Here is a 21,447-nt window from a genome sequence, read left to right on the forward strand (position 1 = left end):
GAAACCCCAAATCATTTACTTAATGGATTATATATCAAATGAACGGTGCGTTTTCAATCCAAAGTGATTAAAGGGCTCTAATATATACCTTCTTACCTAATTATACTATTTCGATAGTCCTGCATTTTACTAAAATGGAAAATAAACACAGGTTATTAAGAACTATTATTAAAATACACTAAATATTCTTTACAAGAGCTCTAAGAAAAGTTATTATACAATAATAAAAGGAGGAGAATGTATGTCATCAATAAATAAACAGAAAATTTTGGATAGCATTCCTCAAAAAGGTTTTTTCGGAAACCCTAAAGGACTATTCACTCTTTTCTTCACGGAGTTTTGGGAGCGCTTCTCCTATTATGGTATGAAGGCCATTCTTGTATACTATATGTATTATGAGGTATCTAAAGGTGGATTAGGTCTTGATGAAAAAACATCTCTAGCCATTGTATCCATCTATGGATCCTTAGTATATATGTCCGGAATTATTGGTGGCTGGTTTGCCGATAGGATTTTCGGAACATCGAAAGCCGTTTTTTACGGCGGTATATTGATTATGCTTGGTCATATTGCACTTGCGATACCGGGCAGCATTTCCATGTTCTTCGTTTCCATGATACTAATCGTTATAGGTACAGGTCTTTTAAAACCTAATGTATCTAGTATTGTTGGGGAGCTATATGCAGAAGACGATAACCGTCGAGATTCTGGTTTCAGCATATTCTACATGGGAATAAACACGGGTGCATTCATTGCTCCGCTTATTGTCGGAACAGTTGGAATGAAGTACAATTTCCACCTTGGATTCGGCATTGCAGCCGTTGGTATGTTTATTGGATTAATCGTCTTCATGGCTACAAAGAAAAAAAATCTTGGACTTGCTGGAATAGCTCCTGTCAATCCTTTGGCATCAAATGAAAAGAAATCTGTTTATACTAAGATCGGGCTAGCTATTTTAATTATTGTCATCATTTGTGCAATCGCTATCTCAAATGGTCTCTTAACACTTAATAGCTTCATCGGGCTTGTTGGTATCCTTGGAATTCTAATTCCTACTATGTATTTTATTGTGATGTACCGTAGTCCGAAAACAACATCTGTTGAGCGTTCACGTTTACTAGCCTATATCCCTTTATTTATAGCAGCTGTTATGTTTTGGGCCATTCAAGAACAAGGCTCAACTATTTTAGCAAATTATGCTGATAAACGGACACAGTTAGAATTTGCCGGTTTTCACATTTCACCAGCATGGTTCCAATCTTTAAATCCATTGTTCATCATTACTTTAGCACCTTTATTCGCATGGTTATGGGTTAAATTAGGGAAACGTCAGCCAACTATACCCCAAAAGTTTTCGATTGGCCTATTCTTTGCTGGTTTATCATTCCTAGTAATTTTGGTTCCCTCTTATTTTGGAGGAGCCGGTTCATTAGTTAGCCCATTATGGCTTGTACTTAGTTATTTCCTTGTAGTAATTGGAGAGCTTTGCTTGTCACCTGTTGGTATGTCAGCAACCACTAAACTTGCTCCATCTGCGTTCTCAGCACAAATGATGAGTTTATGGTTCTTAGCCAATGCAGCAGCACAAGCATTAAATGCTCAAATTGTAAGATTTTACTCTGCGGACACGGAAATGGTCTATTTCGGGGCTATCGGAATCACTTCATTGATTTTAGGATTTATCCTATTGGCAATATCACCAAAGATTCAAGGCTTTATGAAAGGCTTACGTTAACAAATGTAAAGCCAGCTTCTCCTATCATGGACAAGCTGGCTTTTTTTGTTTTTCGTCAACACTGTATGTTACTGAACCCTAACGGATTTTCATTATGTACTCCGCTTTGCGGGGATAATATCTATCACTTTCACGAACCAACGATACAACAAATATCCCAAATATACCCCAATAAGGTTCAAAATAAGATCATCTATATCCAAACTTCCTCTTTGAAAAACATACTGGCATATTTCTATGATTGAGATTGAGAAAAAGGGAATAAAAAACTTTGGAATACCGGTCATCTTTTTTCCTTTTCTGGATAGCAGGTAAAGTCCAAATGGAATGAATAATCCTACATTTGCACCTAGATTATAAAAAGAAACAAGCCAATTCGAATCACCAGTTAAATAAGTGCTGATTGTAGAAAACGGGATAATGTTATATGAATATTCCTGCCCCTCAGGTCGGAAGAAAAGTAAAACTAGCAAAGAGAAACTATAACCACTTATCGCTACCTGCCAATACAATCGGGGTAGTTTTATTGTTTCCCCCCTGACCAATAAGACGATCATCAACACAGAGACTACAATACAAACCCATGCAACCATGATCACCCAAGGGTTCAAATAGAATAGGAGTTGAAGAAAAATAGGTAGACCACCGAAGAATAACCCCTGTGAGAACAGAAGCGTAAGCAATAGCGTTTTATAAGTCATATGGGGCCCTCCTTCTAACGAATACCATTACATCCTAGGCTATTGAGGACATACCGTCAATATGAAAGATATAGCGCTTGGTACAACACTCATAAGATTTCCTACTTTTTCTCTCCGTTGACATACTCCTTAACACGTAATTTCTGACCGACTTTTATTATATATATATATATTGGTATCTATCGGCTATCGTACTGTTTAGCCAAGAAAGATACCGTGTCACCTGACTTCCACCTGACCCCCTTCATAAAGTCCATAACGATGGGTATTTTCAAATGGAACGACCACCGGGATAGGATAAAGTTGTCCTATTTTTTAAAATAGATTCATAAGATAAACGTGCACAAAAGTTCGGAGGGGAAAATCATGTTTATAGTTTTTGAAAAAGCCGTTCTTATAATGGGTTTACTTCGTTTGCTTTCGGGAAGTATAGAAATATTCGCAGCTATACTCATGTTAAGACTTAATGATATCGAAAAAGCGTTGGTTGTGAATAGTTCCCTCGCACTCGTTGGACCTATAATACTTATTAGTACAACAGCTGTTGGTTTATTCGGGATGACCGAAAAGCTTTCCCTCTTTAAAGTTTCATGCATCTTTATAGGAGTGACCATTATATTTATTGGAATAAAAAGCGAATAATAAGCATAAAACAACCATTCTCAATAAATGGGATTGCCCATGATAAAACATTTTGGCACCTTTTTGATTTCACCAACGATATTTTCAGATTATCTACATATATGACAGCCATTTCTACAATTCACTTAATCAACTTCTTTAATCTCAATAAGAGAAGGGATTAGATATGGTGTGTAGTGTGGTATCTCGAAGTACTTGATAATGTTTCATTCACCATCCAGAGCTATCATTTCACTCGCAGTTTTTGACCGATTTCAAGGTAATTGGGTTTAACCTTAGGGTTCAGAGCTAAAAGTTTAGACACACTTGTTCCATATTTTATGGCAATGCTATAAAGGGTATCACCCTTTACAATCGTGTGAGTGTTACTTGGTACCTCCTCTTTCCTTTTCAAATTGAATGATTTAACGATTCCATTGACATGTCCTTGAGCCAAATTTTCAATACAAGCACTCTTTTTCAACTTAGAGGCATCAGAAACATTATCGATGAAGCCATTTTCAGTCAATAAAGCAGGCATAGTGGATTCCCGAAGCACATGTAAATTTCCCGTTCTTTGCCCACGATCTTTCAAATCCACAAGTTTCAGAATTTCAGCGTGGATATTATCCTGGTACTTTTTAGTAACCTGATTAGTGGATGTATAAATATAATCTTCATATCCTTGTCCACCACCGGCATTAATATGGACGGACAAAAAGAAATCAGCTTCCCAAGCATTTGCTTCGTTTGTCCGTGCCGATAAGGACGGATACGTATCTCCTGTACGACTCATCTTTGTCGATACATTCTTATACCGTGCAAGAAACTCCCTGATTTTTTTAGCAATTTTTAATGTAAGATTTTTTTCTTTCAATCCATTTCATATAGTGCCTGAATCTTCCCCCCCATGACCTGGATCAATATATATTTTCACCATAATTATCACCTCCTATTAATTCTATGTATGTCCCCTATAAATGCTTGTACATATGTCATTTGATTACCCTCAAAGCAGTGATACACGACTAAAGAACTGCATAATACAGGGATGGCCCTTATTAGAATGACAGTACAGCATATATTCTTTTAAATTCAAATGATTATTACATAAAAGTATGTTCTACTCTTTGAAACTGACTACTTCTTAAAAAGAAAAGGCACTCATGTCTGATGAGTGCCCTACATGTTAATTATCTATTCCAAAACGGTCTGCAACGATTAGAGTTATTAACATTGCTTCCGCAGTCTAAGTTTTCTTCCACTGTTTCATATACTTCCCGTTCCCTTACAGGATAATAATGTTCATTTCTAACAATGGTTCTATTTACATTGATAACTTCAGTAGGGTGTATATGCTTCACTACCCGTCGATTCACTCTGGTATTAACAACCGTTTCAGTTGGGCTAGTAATCACTTCTTCCCTTTGTTCACGGCACTTCCTACAATTACAACTCATTATAAAATCCCACCTTTAGTTAGTTTTAGTACTTACAGTGTAGCTTATGATGTAAGGTGGTAACTTGTACTAAACGAATACACTAATTTTTATATTGGTCAGGATAATATAAATGAAACCACTGAATGAGTCATTACTAGTCAAAAATAGATCATTTGTATTTATAATCAAAGTAATACAAGAATAAAGGAAGTTATACGGTTCCCCTCAACAGCACTGCCAATTAAAGATAAAATGACCAAAATTACCCGCTTACAATACTAATTCAATAGTGCTACTATTTATTTAGGTTTTTTTACCTATTTTAAATATAAGTCAAAAATTAAACACGGAATTTTAGAGTAAAACCAAGTTTTAAGGAGGAAATAGCATGGGATTCTTAGATGGATTAATCGGTAATGCTTCAACGATAAGTAAAGATGAAGCAATAAAAGAACTAGAACAGATTCTAGCGAATGGTGAGGATGTAGATGCTGCGTTTAAATTAATAAGAGATTTGATTGTATTTACAGACAAACGCCTTATATTAGTGGATAAGCAAGGAATTACTGGCAAAAAGGTAGAATACCATTCCATACCTTTTAAAAGCATTTCCCATTTCAGCGTAGAAACTGCTGGACACTTTGATTTAGACGCAGAATTAAAAATATGGATTTCAGGTGCACAAACACCAGCTGTATCAAAACAATTCAAAAAAGATAAAAGTGTTTATGATATTCAAAAATTATTAGCTGCAGTCTGTGGGTAATTCAACGAATATTGATTATCATAGTTGAAAGAACATAGGCTTGTTTTGGGGATTCTTATATGGAAGAAAGTTAAATTTAATATCATTGAAATTAACACCGGCTTTCAGATGATGACCAGTAGAATATTGCCGAACTGTATACAGTCCTGGTCTCTCTGAGCTGATGCTTGTTCACCCTTTGCACCTCCCGTTAAAAAAACGGTTTTTTCGGATATAATATGTAATTTATTCATTATGATGTATACAATAAGTAATATATGCACGTAAATCATTACTTATTGTATAGCATCTAGAACAAATTGCTTACATATCTATTCAGGTTTAATTTCAATTGTAAATGAGCCTTCTTCTTTAAGTATCTTCATATAGCGATTATCATCTTGATCCTCTTTGTACCAAGGTACATAAATATTTTTTAGGGGCTTTTCATTTGTATCTAATAGTTGGATATACATAATGTCATGGTAATTAAATAATCGCCCTAGAATATTAGGTCTGTCTTCCACCTTATTACTTGTAGGATTATTAATATATGCACCAAGAAGATCATCATTATCCGTTGGGGAGTATTCAAGTTCTGTTTGGTGCGTATATGAAATTTCTAAATCTATACGGCTGCTATGATAAGAATTTTCTAATGCATGATCATCCTTTAGGTGTTAGTTCAGCATATGTTAGACCTAAAACACGCTCTGTTGGAATGATAATTGATTCACAATTCTCAAAAACCACTTCTATGTACTTAGCATTATCCATTTGAGCTCACTTCCTTTTTATTATCTATATAGGTAATTATAACAATAAAAGTAAAGTGAAATGTGATTTATTCATACAATCCCTTTCATCCTAAACTTACTTGACCTTTTTAATTCACGATGACACTTAATTTTAACTTTACTTTATAAGAAGTCGTTTGAAACATACTTAGAAAGTATCAAAGTTAATATAAATAAAATAAAGCCCGTCAGATAAAGTAGAAATTCAGTTGTGCCATTAAAGCGCCCTTTTATGGAATAACCAAACAGCTTCTTATAGCTTATTTAGTCTAATAAAAGTTCCATAAAATACTGAAAAGAAAACAATAAAAGGAGATAGGTTATTTTAATAAATCATCGACTATTAGTCTCCAAATCATGTGATGATAGCCTTCGCCCAATAATTCTCTAAGAAATAATCAGGATCTCCATATTTCATTTTCCAGATTTTTTGTGCACTTGTATATCCACTATCTAAACAAAATTCTTCTATACCCTTATTATGCAGTGTCAAATATATTTTATTTAATAGTAAATTACAGCTGTGGAGTGATCGTATTCGTGTCTTGAATAGACATTCTTTCACGCACGACACGCTCCATACGAGTAAAGTACCGTTTTTGCATCACGTGACATGCCAGCTTCTTCAATCGTACTCCAAACGTCTTCCTCAGTAGCTCCGTATCTGCAGCGACAGCATGTATTCCTTTCTTGGAAAATGATGACTCCAACCGTGCCCTAATGGGAGCGAACATGCATACATGAAGGCGATAAAATGGCCGGACGTCATGGTAACAAAGGTGTAATCTCAAGGATCCTTCCTGAAGAAGATATGCCTTACATGCCTGATGGAACACCGGTTGACTGTACCCACCTCATTTAGATCTTTTAAAGCATTATCTCTATCTTTACTTATAAGATCGCCTGGTGCACCGTATTCAATTGTACCAATTATTTTATCTCCATCTAAAGCAATCAGAAAAAAACGTTTTTCACCATTACTTGACAAGTCACTTTCTAAGTAGATTTTCTTAGCTTCAATTTCGTTTTCTATGTCCTCTAGCTTATCCCCTATACCTTCTTTAATAAATGTATCGTTCTAAAAAATTGATTTAACTCTTTTATATCCTCAGTTCTTGGCCTTCTAATCTCTAAGTAAAGCACTCTAGAGCCTCTTTAAACTTAATACCAATTATTTAAAATTACTGTTAAGGACTTAATCATTTTTTTCAACAAAGGTGTTTATCATATTACAGATAAGCGCCCTTTAACAGAATAACAAAGCAATTCCAAGGTTTGTTTGAGTAAATATTTACTTAATCCCCATTTGTTAAGATTACATGTTCATCAATTGCACATTTTATATTTTCTTTAATGTTATAAAAATGAGGGGCAATCTTAAAAATAGAGTTGAAATATTGAGCCTAATCTACCTTTCTTGCTTATATGATTGATATTGATATTCTATTTATTATCCTTTTTTCCTCCTATTCTTATTTACCTATCCTGCTCGGTTAGTTGAATAGAGGGAAAAATAATATAGTTAAAATAAACCCCTATTATCGGCATCACCGAAGAAAAAACGAATAACATCTTTCACTAAGATTAAAGTTCAAGGGGCTGTCCCAAAAGGGGTAATTATACCGAAATTGTATAAATGGTAAAAGGCAGAAACGTTGCTTTAACAACATTTCTGCCTCTTTATTTTTGTGAAATTCCCTGGAATAAGGACTTATTAGACAGCCCCTTGAACTGCGACATAAAATTGATAGTGAATACTGATGTAGTAGGGCTAAAGGTTAAGTGAACAATTTCGGTGCATATATAAACAAAGTTTTGTCGTGAGTGTGGGTGTTTTGTGTATTTAAAAAGTAAACATAAATATAAAGTATTCACCCACAAAATAAAAACCCTCAACGCTTAGAGCGTCAAGGGTTCAAAGAATTAATACGTGCTCATATATTGTTCGCGTTCCCAAGGGTGAACTTGCGTGCGGAACAGGTTTTTATTACTTTTTTACATATTTATCCGTGTTAATAACAGTTATAACAAGCGTTTTACTCATTTGATTAGTTTATAAGTGTTTATAGATTGTGATCAAAGTGGTCAATCGGTGGTCAAATTTTTAACTGCTTTTACAGCTCAGTAGCGCACAAAAAAAGACCCCAATTATTGCTTATTGTTTACCTTTAAAACTAATGATGTTGATGCTGCATGTGTAAATGTAGGTGTAACTAAAGAAAAGATTAAAATAACTGCTAAGAGTAGCTTCTTCATAAATACCTCCTGGATGAATGTAAGTATACATTAATATAAAGTCCAGGTATATTGTATCAGTATTTCTTTTTTTATCCAATTTTTATAAAACTTTATACCTATACATTTTTAAACATAATAAAACCTTCCATCGCTGAGAGGTCTCATTTAACTATAAACTGATGACTCCAATCTTCCATAAAGGCCATAAACGGTGATACGCTGGAATTACGTAATCCTTCTTTTATACTCCAGTTAGTGTACTGATCCAGTAGCTTGAAGATTGCCTCTGCATGTTGTTCAGTCGTCGGCTTAATACGCCCATATAGAGTCTTCAAGCTCACTTACAGTAAAATCATATACATCTTTGTTGAAACGATATTCAATGGATTCAGACATGAGAAAAAAAGGTCTGTATGCTTCTGGAGAATGAGTAGTGGCTAAGAATTGCTGTTTGGCTTGTTGGTTATACATTTTACGCCCCCTTTAACTCATCATATTCACATTATAGCTGAAATATTTGCCAAATGCTGCGTTAAGAAATAAGGAGAAAATTAACCTCTCTCATACTCCCTTATGCTACCATATTATCCCTTTTTCAAGCCTATAACACGGTTAAAAGATGTCTTTTATTGGGTGATACTTAGTGAATATAAAAAAGGTGAGAATACTACAAATAGTATTCTCACCTTAAATATTGATTTACTCAAATCCTAATCTAAAATATACGACTCGTTATTACGAGTGACCTTCCATTTAATACCTTGATCTTCTTTGAAGTTCATCCATTTCTGAATCGATAGAACTTAATTCATCTTCAATGTCCTCTAATTTTCTCATTCTTTCTTTATGTCGCAAGTTAGTATGATACAAATTAATACATTCCTTTATCGTATCTGCCCGTGAGGATTTTATGTATTTTATAAATTCCGAAATAGCTTCGAAATTCTGATAATCCTCTGGAATACCACTTAATGTCGCCATTCTCTCTTGACTGTCTTTAATCCTTTTTATAGCACTTTTCATTTTGATTTTACGTTTCCCTGCAGATATTGTCATCCAAATAAAGACAACAAAAGGCAAGATAGCAATAGTAGGATTTTTATCTGTATCGAGAGCAGTCTGTAGAAAGGAACCGATAACAGCATAAGCGAATAACGGAGTGACAATAAATGACCAAAGGATACGTCTTCCCATTCCATTTTTACTCACGATATCAGAGATAGCTAATCGCTCATTTCTTTGGATTCTTACTTCAGGTTCATACAGTCGCAATGTTTCTAAAAGTGTCATCTTTCACAGTTCCCCCTTAATTTCAACGGTTAATTTTACCACAATAAGAAAAGCAACTCAATATTTCCTAATTATTTTTACCTAGAAAAATAATATAATCTGTTTATATCAAGTTATACTTCATTCAAATTAACTATTTCAGCACATTTAGAGATAAATAAAAGCCACCTATTAGGTGACTTAATCTTTCATTAAAAATAATACTACCTAAATTGCGATATACCCTTTATCTTGCAAGGTAGTTGCAGAATGATCATCCGCAGGAAGGTATCCTTCTTTTAATAGCTCATTCAGATAAATTTTATTATAAATAAACATAAATATCAGACCAGAAAAGCCAAATGTAACAACTGAGGCTAAAAATATAATAATTCCCCATTTCCAATCTCCTCTAAAAAGAGCTGGGAAAAAACTAAAGAAAAAGACTGTCCAGCTAAACCCTACTTTCACTGTTTTAGTCATGTGCGTTTGTGGATGTTTTAAATTAACTTTCATTAAAATCTCACCTTTTCTATTATATAATTACTCGGCTTAATGCTTTACTCCTAATTATCAATACGGTTACCTATTATACTATAATAATATATTTTCAATAGAAAAAATAGTATTTACATAAAACTTTTGAACTATATTATCATAACACTATGGGTTTTATTAAATCAATATATAAAAAAGCCACTGTTTTAAGTGGCCTTTGTTACTATTCTTCTTCGATGTACGTTACATTAAGTTCATTTTCTAAATCGGTAACAGCTTCTTCACCAGTAGCATATTCTTCTTTAGCTTCATCTATATATTCCTCAAATGTGATACCGATATCAACTTTTATCTTAGTGAAATTTGAAAACACTCCAATTTGACTATTTGCGGAATCTTTTAAACTTGAAACAATTTTATTAAGTTTTTCTACTTCCTCTTCAGTAAAATCTGTACCATACTTTTCAGTTTCTAATTTTATCAATTCTAAATCATCTTTAACCCATGCCAACCTATCAATTGAAAGATCAGCTGACTCGTTTATTTCCTCAATAGGCGTAGAACTGTCATTAACTAAATTAAAGCCATATATTTCCCCATCGGGACCATTTGGGTCAAGTATTTTCATATCTGTATGTATATCCTTCATAAACGCAGCCTCATAGACATTCTTAAATGTATCTATATCTTTCATCGCTACATAGATTTCTTCAGATGATAGGGAATCTATATCTTTTTCAAGCGTGTTGAATTGTTCATTCATATGATCATCATCATTCATCGCAATTAAAGCTTTGCTACCAATAGCATTTGCTATAATATTAAAGCCATTTCTTATGGGTGCAAATGATTCTTCTGTAACATACCCTACTTCTTCTTGTCCTTCTTTACGCTCATTTGATACAATTTCAAGTCTTTCTAAAACATCTTCTCTAGCTGCATTAGCTTGTTCGTCGCTAACTATCATTTCTGGATCATTAGACCCTACTGAAGTCTCTCCTGAATTGCAACCTGACAAAGCAATTGCAACCATAGGTAACACTAAGAGTTTTTTTAAGTGTAACATTTAAATCCTCCTAAAATATTTAATAAATTACAGCAATTTATTATATCATTAAAACAATAGTCATATGGAAATATAGGAATAATATAAGCTAATTGTAAATCAAAAGGATATTATAATTAAAGTAATATAGTTTTTTAGATAAAAAGAAAAGCCACCAGGTAAAGGTGACTTAAGTTAGCTATTCACTCTAATTCTAAACGATAACCTTTCTTTCTAAGTTTCCTCTCTGCAAGTTTTTGCTTCATTTCATCTGATATGTTGTCATCCTTTATTAGATGCCCCAATAGCACATTAAGCATCTTTGCAACATCTTGAAGCCTATATTCATCCTCATTTAGGAGATCCTTTACTACTGTTAGCGATGATTCCATTTCAAGAAAAACATTTACATCTTCAATATTATCTAATACTTGCATGGCTAACTGTGCTGTACGTTTTCTATAACCTTCTAAGTAGGATAATTCCTTTTGTAGTTCAGTTTTGAGGCGTGATTTCATGAGAGACCTCCTTTGGGGATTATGCTTATTCTATTTCTTAGGAGTAATGTTAACAGTCTTCTTATAGTTGTCAATCCGCTGCCAAGTAAATTCTTCTACCACTTCTTCTACGTTAACAACATTCAAACTTTTAACTTTCTCTATAATCTCTCCTTATTAATTCCTAAAGCTTCTGATGTTGTTTCTAATGCTGGGAATGCAAATTGCTTTACTAATTCATCTTCTATGCCTAATAGGAAATCCATATTCAACACCTCCAAATTTATTTTAATCAAATATAATAAATAGCATTTAACTTACATCAATTACTCAAGAAATTTTCAATGAACATCAGGATAGAGTTTCGGATTGGTACCAAGAATTCTATTAGCACCTTTGTCACCATGACTCAAACCAATAAATACTTTTTCCTATGTAAATGCAATTCGCTGATTCAATGACAGTTAAGCCTAGGTCCAGGAATGGTTTTGATCTTGATAGATTGATTGCTTCCCTAGATAAGATTAAACCTATAGGTACATATGCATTTGTACTGCTGGCTAGTTTCATTATACCTTCTGTAGTGTTTCAAGAACTAGACTCGAAAAAGAAACTCATGGACGAACTGGGAAAAAAAGCACGTTATGTTAGCAAGCAACTTGATAAATTGCGTCAACAAGGTAAATTGCATGAAGGTGTTCAACTATCTAATGGAGGAAAACTAACTGCAATTTATGGGCACATGAAAGATACAGTAGTAACTCCAGGTCAAAAACCTGAATGGGAAGAAAACTTAGAGAATGCTTCTGATAATGTCTTGGACAAGATTAGACTCATCGATATTTATTTGTAGCCCCTGATCCTTCTGTCTCATTCCCCTTTTCCTTACATACTCCTTTAATTTGTTTTTTAGCGAAAGAGGTGATTTTTATTGGAAAGCTTTAGAAAACGTGGATCTACCTGGCAGTACAGAATCAAATATATTGATCCTACTACTCGTGAATCAAAGGAGATTTCCAAAGGTGGATTTAAAACTAAGAAAGAAGCTTCAATTGCAGCATCTGCTGAAGAAGTTAAATTATCAAATGGTTTAGAATTAGATAGGGACAATGTTCAGTTGAAATTGTATTTAAGAGAATGGCTTCTTGAATATAAGAAGGATAACGTTCGAAAAAATACGTATATATTGCATGAACGCAATATAGAGACTAAGATAATTCCCTACTTCAAGGATATCTATTTGAAAGATTTAACTCCTTTAAGGTATCAAAAATTTTTAAATCATCTTAGTGACCAAGGTTACAGTAACCGAACAATAGAAATAATTCATACTACTATGTATAGTGCTTTACAAATAGCTGTTCGCCCATTGCGTAAGCTTGATGAAAATCCTTGTAAAGATGTTGTTATCCCTAAGAAGAATGAGAAAAAGAAAACAGAGCTTCAATATATTAAGTCTGATGATATCCCTGCATTCTTACGGGTAGCTAGAAGAGATAGCTATGTATATTACATGTTCTTTAAAACTCTATTAGAAACTGGCCTGAGAAAAGGTGAAACTGCTGCATTGCAAAGTAAGGATTTTGATTTCAAAGAAGGATATATTACTGTTAATAAAACGTTGGATTTTCAAACTCGTGCTGGAGAAAGTAGATTTGGGGAAGCTCAAACGTATGGATCAAATCGCAAAGTGAAAATGAGTGATTCTTTATCGAAGGAATTGTCCAAGCATATGGATTATTTAAACACTCAGAGAATAGTTTATAACGACATATACCATCATGAGTTGGACTTGGTATTCTGCAGAGAAGATGGCAACTTTCTACCTAAGCCTACCTATTCAACGCATTCAACAGAGTAATTCAAAAAGCAGGAATAGAAAAATTACCAGTCCATGCATTGCGCCATACTCATGCAGTATTATTATTAGAGTCTGGAGCTAGTATGAAGTTTGTTCAAGAAAGACTTGGACATAAAAACATAACCATCACATCTGATGTTTATTTTCATATCTCGGACAAGATAGAAAACAGATCAGTGGATGATTATGATAGTTACATGAAAAACTTATTAAGCTAATTTTTTAGGATTATTTGGTGGTCAAAAAGTGGTCAAACGTTAATTCTTCTGACTCACTTTTATATTGACCACCATTTTTCATCCATAAAACCTTGTTATATCAACGTTTTTGAATTAATACGTGCTCATATATTGTTCGCGTTCCCAAGGGTGAACTTGCGTGCGGAATATATTCTATAGAAGTAAAACGGATAAAAACATATTAAATATGCTTAATTATCGTGATTTCCCAAATGAATATAATCATAATAAATCAAAATCCATCTAACTTTTATGGGCAATTTTATGGGCACATATTAATAATAAAAACAAAAGAGCACAGCGGAAGAATTAAGTATTGGCGTAAAAGCATTTAAAGAATTTATGATGAAAGTTAAAGCAGGAACTAAAATGATTAAGGGCCAGTTCGCTTACTTCAACGGAATTGTGAACAAATTGATGACAAAGCTTTATTTTGATGAAGAATTTTTTGCTGGATAACTATGTACAGAAACGATTACATATTGATAAAGCTAAAATATATAAATTTGATATTTCAGAGAAAAAATTCGAAACTTCCATTTATAATCTTATCCATAACTGATAATATACCTGAGTATCATATAGGTAATTTTAACTACAAAATTGAGCATAATATCAAAATCACTAGATTTTGTGAAGAGTTAATTAAGTATATTGAAAACCAAATAACAAAATCCCTCTAAATTATGGAATGTATTTTCTATAAAATTGAAGTATAGCTAATGAAAGGACTGACGAAGATTGGGATAATTCTAGCTATATACGAATGAAATTTAAAGAAATCACTGGATACACTTTGGATGATTCAATGTAAAAATTATTGATAATTTTAGCCATAAGTTCAGTCCTATGTACTTACTTTTTAAATTAGATATAAGTCCCTCTCGGTAAGAGAAGGGCTCTTTCTTTATGCAATATATCTAACAAGAAATTTCTTCATTGGAATTAACCATTCATACAAGCTCCCTTTTATATCCTAAATTTCATACGAACCATTACTCTTATTCGAGTTGTTTACGAACAAACGTTTGTATATAATAATAAAAAAAGGAGATGGGTTTATGATAAAGGATAGAGGCACAATTAAGTGGACATCTTTAATGCTTCCTGAGCATGTAAAGGCTCTGAGGGATTGGGCAGTAGAAGATAAGCTAGAAAAGAAGCCTGAACTAGATGAACAAGCATTTGAACAGATAGAAATTGTCGTCATGGATTCTTTAAACTACACCCTCCCTATTCATTTAACTATATGGGAAAACGGTCTATACACTATATTCTCATGTATTGTCGCCAAAGTAAATCTGGTATCCCGGCAACTGAAACTGGAACTACAAGATGATATGATTACCGTTACCCTTGATTCCCTCGTATCAGTGGAGAGGGTTTAGTTATGACCAGAATACCCACCCACGATAGGGATATAATCGAGTAAGAAATCTATTTACCTATGTTAATAAAATTGCTTGAACGGGATCGGCTGATTATTGAAAAGGCTCCACTTAAATTAAATAGACCTTACTTGGAGTTAGTTGAAAATGCAATCAGATCCGTTCAAAAGGACCTAAAAATAACTAGGTTAGTGAGGTTAAACGGGATAGTGATTTTACGATGTATTCATTCATTTACAACGGTTACGAGGTATTTCATAATTATTTTAATCCTAGATTAAGAATAGATGTGCAGAATTGTTGAAGTTTTATTTAGAACAACGTTAAAAACCCCTCTCAATAAGAAAGATGTATGTTTCTATAAATCACAATGCTATAATTTCTAATAAAGAATAAAATGGAAATTAAAGAGGGGTTTTTATGTATAAATCACAAAAAAACTATCATTCAATTAATTTAACCAAAGAGGATATTTTAGAGTTAGAAAGTATATTGGAAGATAATTTTGCCATAGGTAATACTAGAAAAAATTTTAATGTAGAAACTCCAAACAGGTCTTTAGAGCCTATGTCTATGTATGGATTTTTTGATGAACAAGTACCCAAAAATCTAGATTCCATTAGAATGAAATACACAGAATCTGCACAAGCACAAGGTTTTTCTTCAGTAAAGTATCTTAGCGTTTCTATCTATAATTTTGGAATTATTGTATCAATAGAAGGTGTAGATGAGGTATGGGTAAATGGCATGGCTCAGGTTATTAATACATTTTTTAAAGAAAAAAATCTATTGTTTTACAGATAGCAAGTTATACCTCTTTTGTAGCAGGGGGAATATTAACACTCTGTGCGATTTCTATTGTTAGTTCAATAAAAGAAGAACAGATACTTTCTTCTTTTTTATCTGGTCTCTTATTTTGCTTGATGTTGGTGTTATTCTATCTGATCTATAAGAGAAAAATTTTCCCACCAGTAAAGCTTAAATTTACTACTAAAGATAAAAAAGACTGGGGACTAATTTGGGCTGCTATAGGTACAATAGTTACAATAGTGGGGACTGTTTATACGATTTTCAGCGGGTGAAAATAAATTACAATGCGAGTATTTTTCATTAGCTATATTTTTACCCCCCCCCCCCCAACCAACCTCATACCATGCTCCCCCTGTGGGGGGGTGTTTTTTTTGTGTCTATTTCACCCCTGCTTTATTGGATATTTAAAAGCTAATCTAGAAGTCATTAATAGATTTAAATATAAAAGTCACGCTTTTGATTATTTCACTCGTATTTTTTGACCAATGATAATGTTGTATTTTCTATCAAGGTCATTCCAAACTTTAATCTGTTTAATTGTGCTACCATATTTCTTCGCAAGATCAGATACAGTATCGCCTTTTGTAACTTTGTGATAGGTAAATTCAGCTGTGTATGGCACTTTAAGTTTTTGACCTACAGCGATTTTATCAGGATTCATTACCCCATTCAGGCTTTGTATCGCTTTAACAGTTGTATTATATCTATTAGAAATAGCAGTAAGAGTATCGCCTGATTAAACTATATAAGAGATGGATTTTACACTCCCAGCTGTATTCTTTACGGAAGTACTTTTTCTATCAAGTACCTCATTATCATATTTAACAAGATTATTCGCTTCAATAATGGAAATAATCTTGGCTTGATAGTCTGGATCAGTCGCATATCCTGCTTCGTGGATTGCCTTAATTTGAGCCTTATAATTGGTAAAGCCAAGGGCTTTTTTATAACGGCCGTTTACATTAAGGAAAGACCCGTAATCTTTAATCGAAGTGGACCAATTCGGATAGGAACGAAAGTTTGCTGTAATTTTATAGGTTACTCCACCGTATACTTCCCATGTGCGCATGGCTGATGAATTACCACTGTAGTTACCTTTAATGCCAAATAGGTTGTTATACTTTTTGGAAAGTCCAGATGTACCCCATGATGATTCAAGTGCTGCTTGTGCAATTGCGACAGACGGTAATACTTTATAAACCTCCCATAGTGAGAGAGCCTCATCTTTTACTTTCCTAATAAAATTTTCAGTTTTTGCACTCATCTAAATCATCTCCTTTTGTTTTTAAAAAAAGTAAATAGCACCCGAAGGCAGCTTATTTTGTACTTTCTATACGATTCTTTAATACTTCATAAAGACCAGTACCTCCAAGCCCTGCATAAGCTTCGGCCCACAATCTTAAAGTGATATCCATATCTGTAAATGGAAATGCCACGGATCCTATTCCTAATCCTGCAACCAAACTTACAATAGGTAATGCATTGTTTGGTAATTTAACTGTCCTTTTAATAACTTGAACAAATGCCGTGACTATAGGTGCTAAGATAGTTGTAAAGATTATTACTTGCTGCATGACTTCGTTTTCCACAACCATTCCTCCTTATGGTAAAAAAGCTTGTACAATTAAATAAAGAACGCCACTGCCGCCGAATACAGCGACAGTAACCCTTCCCCATGATTTCCCACTTCTGTTTTCTCGTTTCAATATTTGGCTGTTGCTCTTGTGTATCCTTCCCAATAACATGATCAAGCAATTTATTTGTTATCATTTTATTCTCGTTGACTAGGTCCCTGGTTGATTCATTCCCCTTCATGACGGTTAGTTCTAAACTGCTTTGTCCTGATTGTAATTTAGCAAGGTCAGTTTTAAGTAGAGATACATCTTGCTGAAACTTTTCATCATTTTACTTCAACTGCAAAAGTTGTTCACGGTGACTTTCGAGTTCTTGATCTACTGCTTTAAATTTTTCATCATGTTCCTGAACCTTACTTTCCAATTCCATCCCCTCCAATTCCCTCATTTCCCTATACCCCTCTCTATTTATCCATAAAAAATACACCCCCTAAGAGGTGCATAGTTTGTTACTTGTATAAAATCTAAAAAAGTACCGTGGCTTTAACTTCTTAGTTGTATTATCTCGTATTCGAGCACTTAATAAATCCTTGTTTAGACTCATTATTAGAAACATATCTAACCTTATACCATTTAAAATCTTTAGATACATCTTTAATATCAACTCTAATACCATAAGGAATAGCAGTAATAATTTTTGACTTTATGCTAGGTGACTTCCGTAGGTTCAAACCATTCGAGCTATTGATGATTGCATAATCTGCTGCATTAAAATTTGCATTTATATATTTTGTTTTAACATATCCTTTAATAATCTTACCATTCGGTTTTTTATGGGTCACTTGTACCCAATTCTCTTTTTTCTTCACTAAAAATTTCTTCACTTTCAACTCATTTGGTGTATACATTCCTTCATTGTCTTCATAACCACTTTTAATTGTAGCGATTTTCTTACCATTAGGCTTCTTATAAAGAGCTATAGAATCTCCATCAATTAGGACTTTATAATTTGACTTCGGGCTATTAGTTGCTGCCTCTGCAGTTGATGTTAAAAAAGGTGTTATTATGCTCAAAATAAGAGCAATTGCAATGATTATCTTAAATATGTTTTTCAATTCTATCTCCCCTTAGGTATTATTTACTATCTTATATTAGCAAATAATACCTAAAAAGTATTTATTTATTTATAAAAGAGATAAAATATACACTTCTTTGGGTGTTTGCTTTGTTGCGCATAATCTTCCAAGTTACACAAAAAAAATCCAACAAACCATTATTGACTTTTTTCGGTAAATTAACAAATTGTTTTATTTCTTTCATTTACGATAAAATTTTGCATCTACCAAACCAACCATTCCTTCCCCTGTAATATTAATACCAAATATATCTTTGTCTGAAATATCTATATCTATTGGAATAGGAGCCTCTCCATCTTGAAGATAATACTTACTTTCTTTCCAAGAATAACGGTCTTTGCAGTAAATCGTCAAAGTCGAGATTTGTTTACTACTTCCTACTTTATGCGTTTTCCAGTATTCATTAAGTGCAAAAAAAGCTGTAAAACGATTGTAATTACCATTAGTCAAGTGAAAATTTGGGCTAGCAAGAGAACCCTTGTTTTTCATATAAATTCCGTGATTATACAACTCATTTCGATTACTTTTAAATTTTAAAGCTGGCAATAAACTGGGATTATCTTCAATTAACCAATTTTCTCCTTCTGGCATTTGCTCAATATAGGAAAATGAAAAACGCTTTTCTACTTCATTTGTTTCTTCCTCAAGGTATGAAACAGTCTTAGCTGGAAGATGATCTATTTTTTTAGTATTACGTTGTGCCTCACCTCTCCATTTATATTCTGCTACATCCTCAAATCTTATGCTAGCTTGTTCAAAATTCAAATTATTTATCAAACTTTCTGTGTCTCGTAATGCAAAAAAAATTTCTCGTTCATAATACACACGATCCAGTTGTACTTGTGCTGGACTTATATAAGATTTCATTAATCCCTCACGCTTTTTTTTATTTTTCACCTTTTTAATATTTTCAGTAGAGACTCTTGTCATATCTTTTTCTAACTTTTCATAAGATTTATCTGCAATGGTTTCGAAATCTCCTGCATCTAATGAAGCGATAAATGTATTAGTACTCTTTTTAAGATTCTCTCCTTTAACCTTAGCAATTTCATAATATTCTGCTTGAGTAGTTGGGTATTTCAAATACTTTGCTGAAACATAGGCTTTTCTATCTTTATTTTTGTATTTGTATTTTATTGTGGACCAACCATTATTGTTTTTTACATATACAGTTACTTTTTTACCTTTATTCAAAGTCCCTAATTTTTTTGACTTAGTTGAGGCTTTTTCTCTAACATATAGTTTATCTGCCTTTACAGTTGCAGAATAAGTCTTAGTTGCTGCCTCTGCAAATGATGTTAAAAAAGGTGTTATTATGCTCAAAATAAGAGCAAATGCAATGATAATCTTAAATATGTTTTTCAATTTTCTCTCCCCTTTTTAGGTATAATTAACTACTCTATACTAGCAAATAATACCTAAAAAGTATTTATTTATTTTAAACTATTAAAAATACACCTCTATAGGTGTTTGCTTTGTTGAGTGTTATCTTCCCAATACGCAAAAAAAAGTCTCAATAGGCTTTTTTCAATCTTATATATCACCTGGTGGTAAGAACTTCCCTGAGCTTGTAAATAACTTCCCTTTTCTATATGCATTTCGACCTCTATTTTGCTCATCTACTGGTGCTTTTGAATTCGGTTTTGGTGAAATTTGATAGTTAATTATAGCTTTTTTGCTAAGCATATCATGTTCTGTTTGCTCTAAATCAATTAATTCATTCTTTAATGTTGTTATTTCATCCATTACTCGAGACAACCTCTTTTTAACAACAGATAAATCTATATTTTCCCTGGCCCAATATATTGTTTCTGATATAGCCTCAAGCTCCGATTTAAAATCACTAATTAAATCTTTATTTATCATTCTACATCCCCTCATTTTCTTTGGTATATATATATATATCGGCAAAATAATGCTGGTGATAACAAAAAAGTCAGTTTAAGACTAACTAAAAAAAAGCATCTCAAATCGTGAGATGCTCCGTACTTTTATTTTCAAATCTTAAATACTAAAGGTGAATCTTCCATAATCCTATCAATTTCTTCTTGATCAAACAGTCCGTTATAAGGTAGTGGGAAAATTTCTTCTGTTAATATTTCTTCCATCCTTTTCTCATCCTTCTCACCTAACCTATGAGGAGAAGTAATCTCTAAATTCACACTTAAAAGCTCCGCATTAAATCTATTTTGTCCAATATATCCTTCTAAAAGAAGCGTTCTATTCCCCTTTTTTACATTTACTTTTGTGATTTGTATTTGCATTTGCAATCCCCCTTATTTTCTTTATTATAAAACAAAAATAAATTTTCTAAAGATTAAGAGTCTTGTTATAACATGATGCTTATACTGATAATATTGGTTTACCAATTCCGTCTAGCCCTAATGCTTCTAAATCCTTACCGACAGCATTTCTAAATGTCACTGGAACCTGTGATAAAGTTCTTCGCTCCGCAATTATTAATGCTACATACATATCAACCATTTGTATTTCCTCCTTCAATAATAGTTTTAACTTCTGTACGAAATTCATCTGGAACTGACTCAATCGTCCTCCTATTTGCTTGTACCAATCGTACATACATATCAACCATCCTTACACACTTCCTTCGAAAGTAATTCTTCGTAAATTGTTGCTAATACTTCGAATTGGACGAGATTGTCTTCCGTAACTTGTTTTTCAAGACGGTCAACTTTTTGTTCTAATGACTCAAATACTCCTAATTCTGGATTTTGAATACCCTCTACATCTGTAGGTACTTTGACGGTCTGAATTACCGTTTCTCCGTCTTTAGTATATTCAATCACCTTCATGTCCCCTCTGATTGTTTCACGTAGTATACTCAACATAA

Annotated in this window: 23 protein-coding genes and 9 pseudogenes; 11 read left to right on the forward strand and 21 right to left on the reverse strand. The window is 33.2% G+C overall.

What is annotated here, in order from left to right:
• Nucleotides 1–241 precede the first annotated feature (241 nt).
• Nucleotides 242–1,735 carry a peptide MFS transporter gene (locus ACIQXR_RS18360; protein WP_402875348.1) on the forward strand — a complete coding sequence of 498 codons (1,494 nt, stop codon included), beginning with the start codon at nt 242–244 and terminating at the stop codon, nt 1,733–1,735.
• 92 nt (nt 1,736–1,827) lie between these two features.
• On the opposite strand, the gene ACIQXR_RS18365 is transcribed toward ACIQXR_RS18360, so the two are convergent.
• Nucleotides 1,828–2,436: a VanZ family protein gene (locus ACIQXR_RS18365; protein WP_402875346.1), complete on the reverse strand. Its 609-nt coding sequence runs from the start codon at nt 2,434–2,436 to the stop codon at nt 1,828–1,830.
• A 366-nt stretch (nt 2,437–2,802) separates the two neighbouring features.
• On the opposite strand from ACIQXR_RS18365, the gene ACIQXR_RS18370 reads away from it, so the two are divergent.
• Entirely contained in the window at nt 2,803–3,078 is a 276-nt protein-coding gene (locus ACIQXR_RS18370; RefSeq protein ID WP_402875344.1) for a YqhV family protein, read from the forward strand.
• A gap of 226 nt (nt 3,079–3,304) precedes the next feature.
• Here ACIQXR_RS18370 and ACIQXR_RS18375 read toward each other — a convergent pair.
• Together ACIQXR_RS18375 and ACIQXR_RS18380 are read right to left on the reverse strand one after the other, a co-directional pair.
• A pseudogene (locus ACIQXR_RS18375) lies at nt 3,305–3,997 on the reverse strand (N-acetylmuramoyl-L-alanine amidase).
• 253 nt (nt 3,998–4,250) lie between these two features.
• Complete coding sequence (locus ACIQXR_RS18380; RefSeq protein ID WP_402875342.1) at nt 4,251–4,517, reverse strand: CotD family spore coat protein; 267 nt, start codon at nt 4,515–4,517, stop codon at nt 4,251–4,253.
• Between the two features lie 370 nt (nt 4,518–4,887).
• Between ACIQXR_RS18380 and ACIQXR_RS18385 the strand changes: the two genes are divergently transcribed.
• Nucleotides 4,888–5,265 carry a PH domain-containing protein gene (locus ACIQXR_RS18385; RefSeq protein ID WP_402875340.1) on the forward strand — a complete coding sequence of 126 codons (378 nt, stop codon included), beginning with the start codon at nt 4,888–4,890 and terminating at the stop codon, nt 5,263–5,265.
• A 1,297-nt stretch (nt 5,266–6,562) separates the two neighbouring features.
• Here ACIQXR_RS18385 and ACIQXR_RS18390 read toward each other — a convergent pair.
• Nucleotides 6,563–6,631 (reverse strand): annotated as a pseudogene (locus ACIQXR_RS18390) (hypothetical protein); the annotation flags it as partial.
• Nucleotides 6,627–6,701 (reverse strand): annotated as a pseudogene (locus tag ACIQXR_RS18395) (hypothetical protein); the annotation flags it as partial. The pseudogenes ACIQXR_RS18395 and ACIQXR_RS18390, both read right to left, overlap by 5 nt.
• Here ACIQXR_RS18395 and ACIQXR_RS18400 point away from each other — a divergent pair.
• A pseudogene (locus ACIQXR_RS18400) lies at nt 6,702–6,776 on the forward strand (hypothetical protein); the annotation flags it as partial.
• A 1-nt stretch (nt 6,777) separates the two neighbouring features.
• A pseudogene (locus ACIQXR_RS18405) lies at nt 6,778–6,885 on the forward strand (hypothetical protein); the annotation flags it as partial.
• Here the strand turns inward: ACIQXR_RS18405 and ACIQXR_RS18410 are convergent.
• From ACIQXR_RS18410 to ACIQXR_RS18435, 6 genes and pseudogenes are all read right to left on the reverse strand, one after another.
• Nucleotides 6,883–7,184, reverse strand: a pseudogene (locus ACIQXR_RS18410) (GNAT family N-acetyltransferase); the annotation flags it as partial. The pseudogenes ACIQXR_RS18405 and ACIQXR_RS18410 overlap by 3 nt on opposite strands.
• Nucleotides 7,185–8,588: 1,404 nt before the next feature.
• Nucleotides 8,589–8,750 (reverse strand): phage lytic cycle repressor MrpR family protein, encoded by a 162-nt coding sequence (locus tag ACIQXR_RS18415; RefSeq protein WP_402875337.1) that lies wholly within the window; start codon nt 8,748–8,750, stop codon nt 8,589–8,591.
• Between the two features lie 282 nt (nt 8,751–9,032).
• On the reverse strand, nt 9,033–9,569 hold the full coding sequence (locus ACIQXR_RS18420) for a hypothetical protein (RefSeq protein ID WP_402875335.1): 537 nt from the start codon (nt 9,567–9,569) through the stop codon (nt 9,033–9,035).
• Between the two features lie 207 nt (nt 9,570–9,776).
• Nucleotides 9,777–10,064 carry a hypothetical protein gene (locus ACIQXR_RS18425; protein WP_402875333.1) on the reverse strand — a complete coding sequence of 96 codons (288 nt, stop codon included), beginning with the start codon at nt 10,062–10,064 and terminating at the stop codon, nt 9,777–9,779.
• A gap of 205 nt (nt 10,065–10,269) precedes the next feature.
• The gene (locus ACIQXR_RS18430; protein WP_402875331.1) at nt 10,270–11,112 is read right to left on the reverse strand and encodes a hypothetical protein; all 843 of its coding nucleotides are present in this window, start codon (nt 11,110–11,112) and stop codon (nt 10,270–10,272) included.
• 182 nt (nt 11,113–11,294) lie between these two features.
• Nucleotides 11,295–11,609: a hypothetical protein gene (locus ACIQXR_RS18435; protein ID WP_402875330.1), complete on the reverse strand. Its 315-nt coding sequence runs from the start codon at nt 11,607–11,609 to the stop codon at nt 11,295–11,297.
• A gap of 436 nt (nt 11,610–12,045) precedes the next feature.
• Here ACIQXR_RS18435 and ACIQXR_RS18440 point away from each other — a divergent pair, with 436 nt between their 5' ends.
• The 6 genes and pseudogenes from ACIQXR_RS18440 to ACIQXR_RS18460 all read left to right on the forward strand — a co-directional run bounded on the left by ACIQXR_RS18440 (nt 12,046) and on the right by ACIQXR_RS18460 (nt 15,880).
• Entirely contained in the window at nt 12,046–12,441 is a 396-nt protein-coding gene (locus tag ACIQXR_RS18440) for a PIN domain-containing protein (protein WP_402875328.1), read from the forward strand.
• Nucleotides 12,442–12,519: 78 nt separating this feature from the next.
• A pseudogene (locus ACIQXR_RS18445) lies at nt 12,520–13,667 on the forward strand (site-specific integrase).
• Between the two features lie 324 nt (nt 13,668–13,991).
• A pseudogene (locus ACIQXR_RS18450) lies at nt 13,992–14,147 on the forward strand (helix-turn-helix domain-containing protein); the annotation flags it as partial.
• A gap of 602 nt (nt 14,148–14,749) precedes the next feature.
• Complete coding sequence (locus ACIQXR_RS18455; RefSeq protein WP_402875326.1) at nt 14,750–15,076, forward strand: YolD-like family protein; 327 nt, start codon at nt 14,750–14,752, stop codon at nt 15,074–15,076.
• A gap of 59 nt (nt 15,077–15,135) precedes the next feature.
• A pseudogene (locus tag ACIQXR_RS20560) lies at nt 15,136–15,380 on the forward strand (YhjD family protein).
• Nucleotides 15,381–15,496: 116 nt separating this feature from the next.
• On the forward strand, nt 15,497–15,880 hold the full coding sequence (locus ACIQXR_RS18460; RefSeq protein WP_402875324.1) for a hypothetical protein: 384 nt from the start codon (nt 15,497–15,499) through the stop codon (nt 15,878–15,880).
• A gap of 466 nt (nt 15,881–16,346) precedes the next feature.
• Here ACIQXR_RS18460 and ACIQXR_RS18465 read toward each other — a convergent pair whose 3' ends face one another.
• From ACIQXR_RS18465 to ACIQXR_RS18515, 10 genes are all read right to left on the reverse strand, one after another.
• The gene (locus ACIQXR_RS18465) at nt 16,347–16,547 is read right to left on the reverse strand and encodes a LysM peptidoglycan-binding domain-containing protein (RefSeq protein ID WP_483878328.1); all 201 of its coding nucleotides are present in this window, start codon (nt 16,545–16,547) and stop codon (nt 16,347–16,349) included.
• A gap of 75 nt (nt 16,548–16,622) precedes the next feature.
• The gene (locus tag ACIQXR_RS18475; protein ID WP_402875321.1) at nt 16,623–17,150 is read right to left on the reverse strand and encodes a glycoside hydrolase family 73 protein; all 528 of its coding nucleotides are present in this window, start codon (nt 17,148–17,150) and stop codon (nt 16,623–16,625) included.
• A gap of 52 nt (nt 17,151–17,202) precedes the next feature.
• Nucleotides 17,203–17,475: a holin gene (locus ACIQXR_RS18480; RefSeq protein ID WP_403080540.1), complete on the reverse strand. Its 273-nt coding sequence runs from the start codon at nt 17,473–17,475 to the stop codon at nt 17,203–17,205.
• A 545-nt stretch (nt 17,476–18,020) separates the two neighbouring features.
• Nucleotides 18,021–18,575: an SH3 domain-containing protein gene (locus tag ACIQXR_RS18485; RefSeq protein WP_402875316.1), complete on the reverse strand. Its 555-nt coding sequence runs from the start codon at nt 18,573–18,575 to the stop codon at nt 18,021–18,023.
• 201 nt (nt 18,576–18,776) lie between these two features.
• On the reverse strand, nt 18,777–19,961 hold the full coding sequence (locus ACIQXR_RS18490) for an SH3 domain-containing protein (RefSeq protein ID WP_402875313.1): 1,185 nt from the start codon (nt 19,959–19,961) through the stop codon (nt 18,777–18,779).
• A 168-nt stretch (nt 19,962–20,129) separates the two neighbouring features.
• The gene (locus tag ACIQXR_RS18495; protein ID WP_402875310.1) at nt 20,130–20,462 is read right to left on the reverse strand and encodes a hypothetical protein; all 333 of its coding nucleotides are present in this window, start codon (nt 20,460–20,462) and stop codon (nt 20,130–20,132) included.
• Between the two features lie 131 nt (nt 20,463–20,593).
• Nucleotides 20,594–20,860 carry a hypothetical protein gene (locus ACIQXR_RS18500; RefSeq protein WP_402875307.1) on the reverse strand — a complete coding sequence of 89 codons (267 nt, stop codon included), beginning with the start codon at nt 20,858–20,860 and terminating at the stop codon, nt 20,594–20,596.
• 79 nt (nt 20,861–20,939) lie between these two features.
• Nucleotides 20,940–21,128 carry a CD1375 family protein gene (locus ACIQXR_RS18505; protein ID WP_403080549.1) on the reverse strand — a complete coding sequence of 63 codons (189 nt, stop codon included), beginning with the start codon at nt 21,126–21,128 and terminating at the stop codon, nt 20,940–20,942.
• Nucleotides 21,073–21,189 carry a CD1375 family protein gene (locus ACIQXR_RS18510; protein WP_403080544.1) on the reverse strand — a complete coding sequence of 39 codons (117 nt, stop codon included), beginning with the start codon at nt 21,187–21,189 and terminating at the stop codon, nt 21,073–21,075. The genes ACIQXR_RS18505 and ACIQXR_RS18510 overlap by 56 nt, the downstream gene beginning before the upstream one ends.
• Complete coding sequence (locus ACIQXR_RS18515) at nt 21,182–21,445, reverse strand: hypothetical protein (RefSeq protein WP_402875305.1); 264 nt, start codon at nt 21,443–21,445, stop codon at nt 21,182–21,184. Before ACIQXR_RS18515 ends, ACIQXR_RS18510 begins: the two co-directional genes overlap by 8 nt.
• Between the last annotated feature and the right edge of the window lie 2 nt (nt 21,446–21,447).

It is taken from the genome of Peribacillus sp. NPDC097224 (assembly GCF_044761985.1).
In the GTDB taxonomy this organism is placed as follows: domain Bacteria; phylum Bacillota; class Bacilli; order Bacillales; family DSM-1321; genus Peribacillus.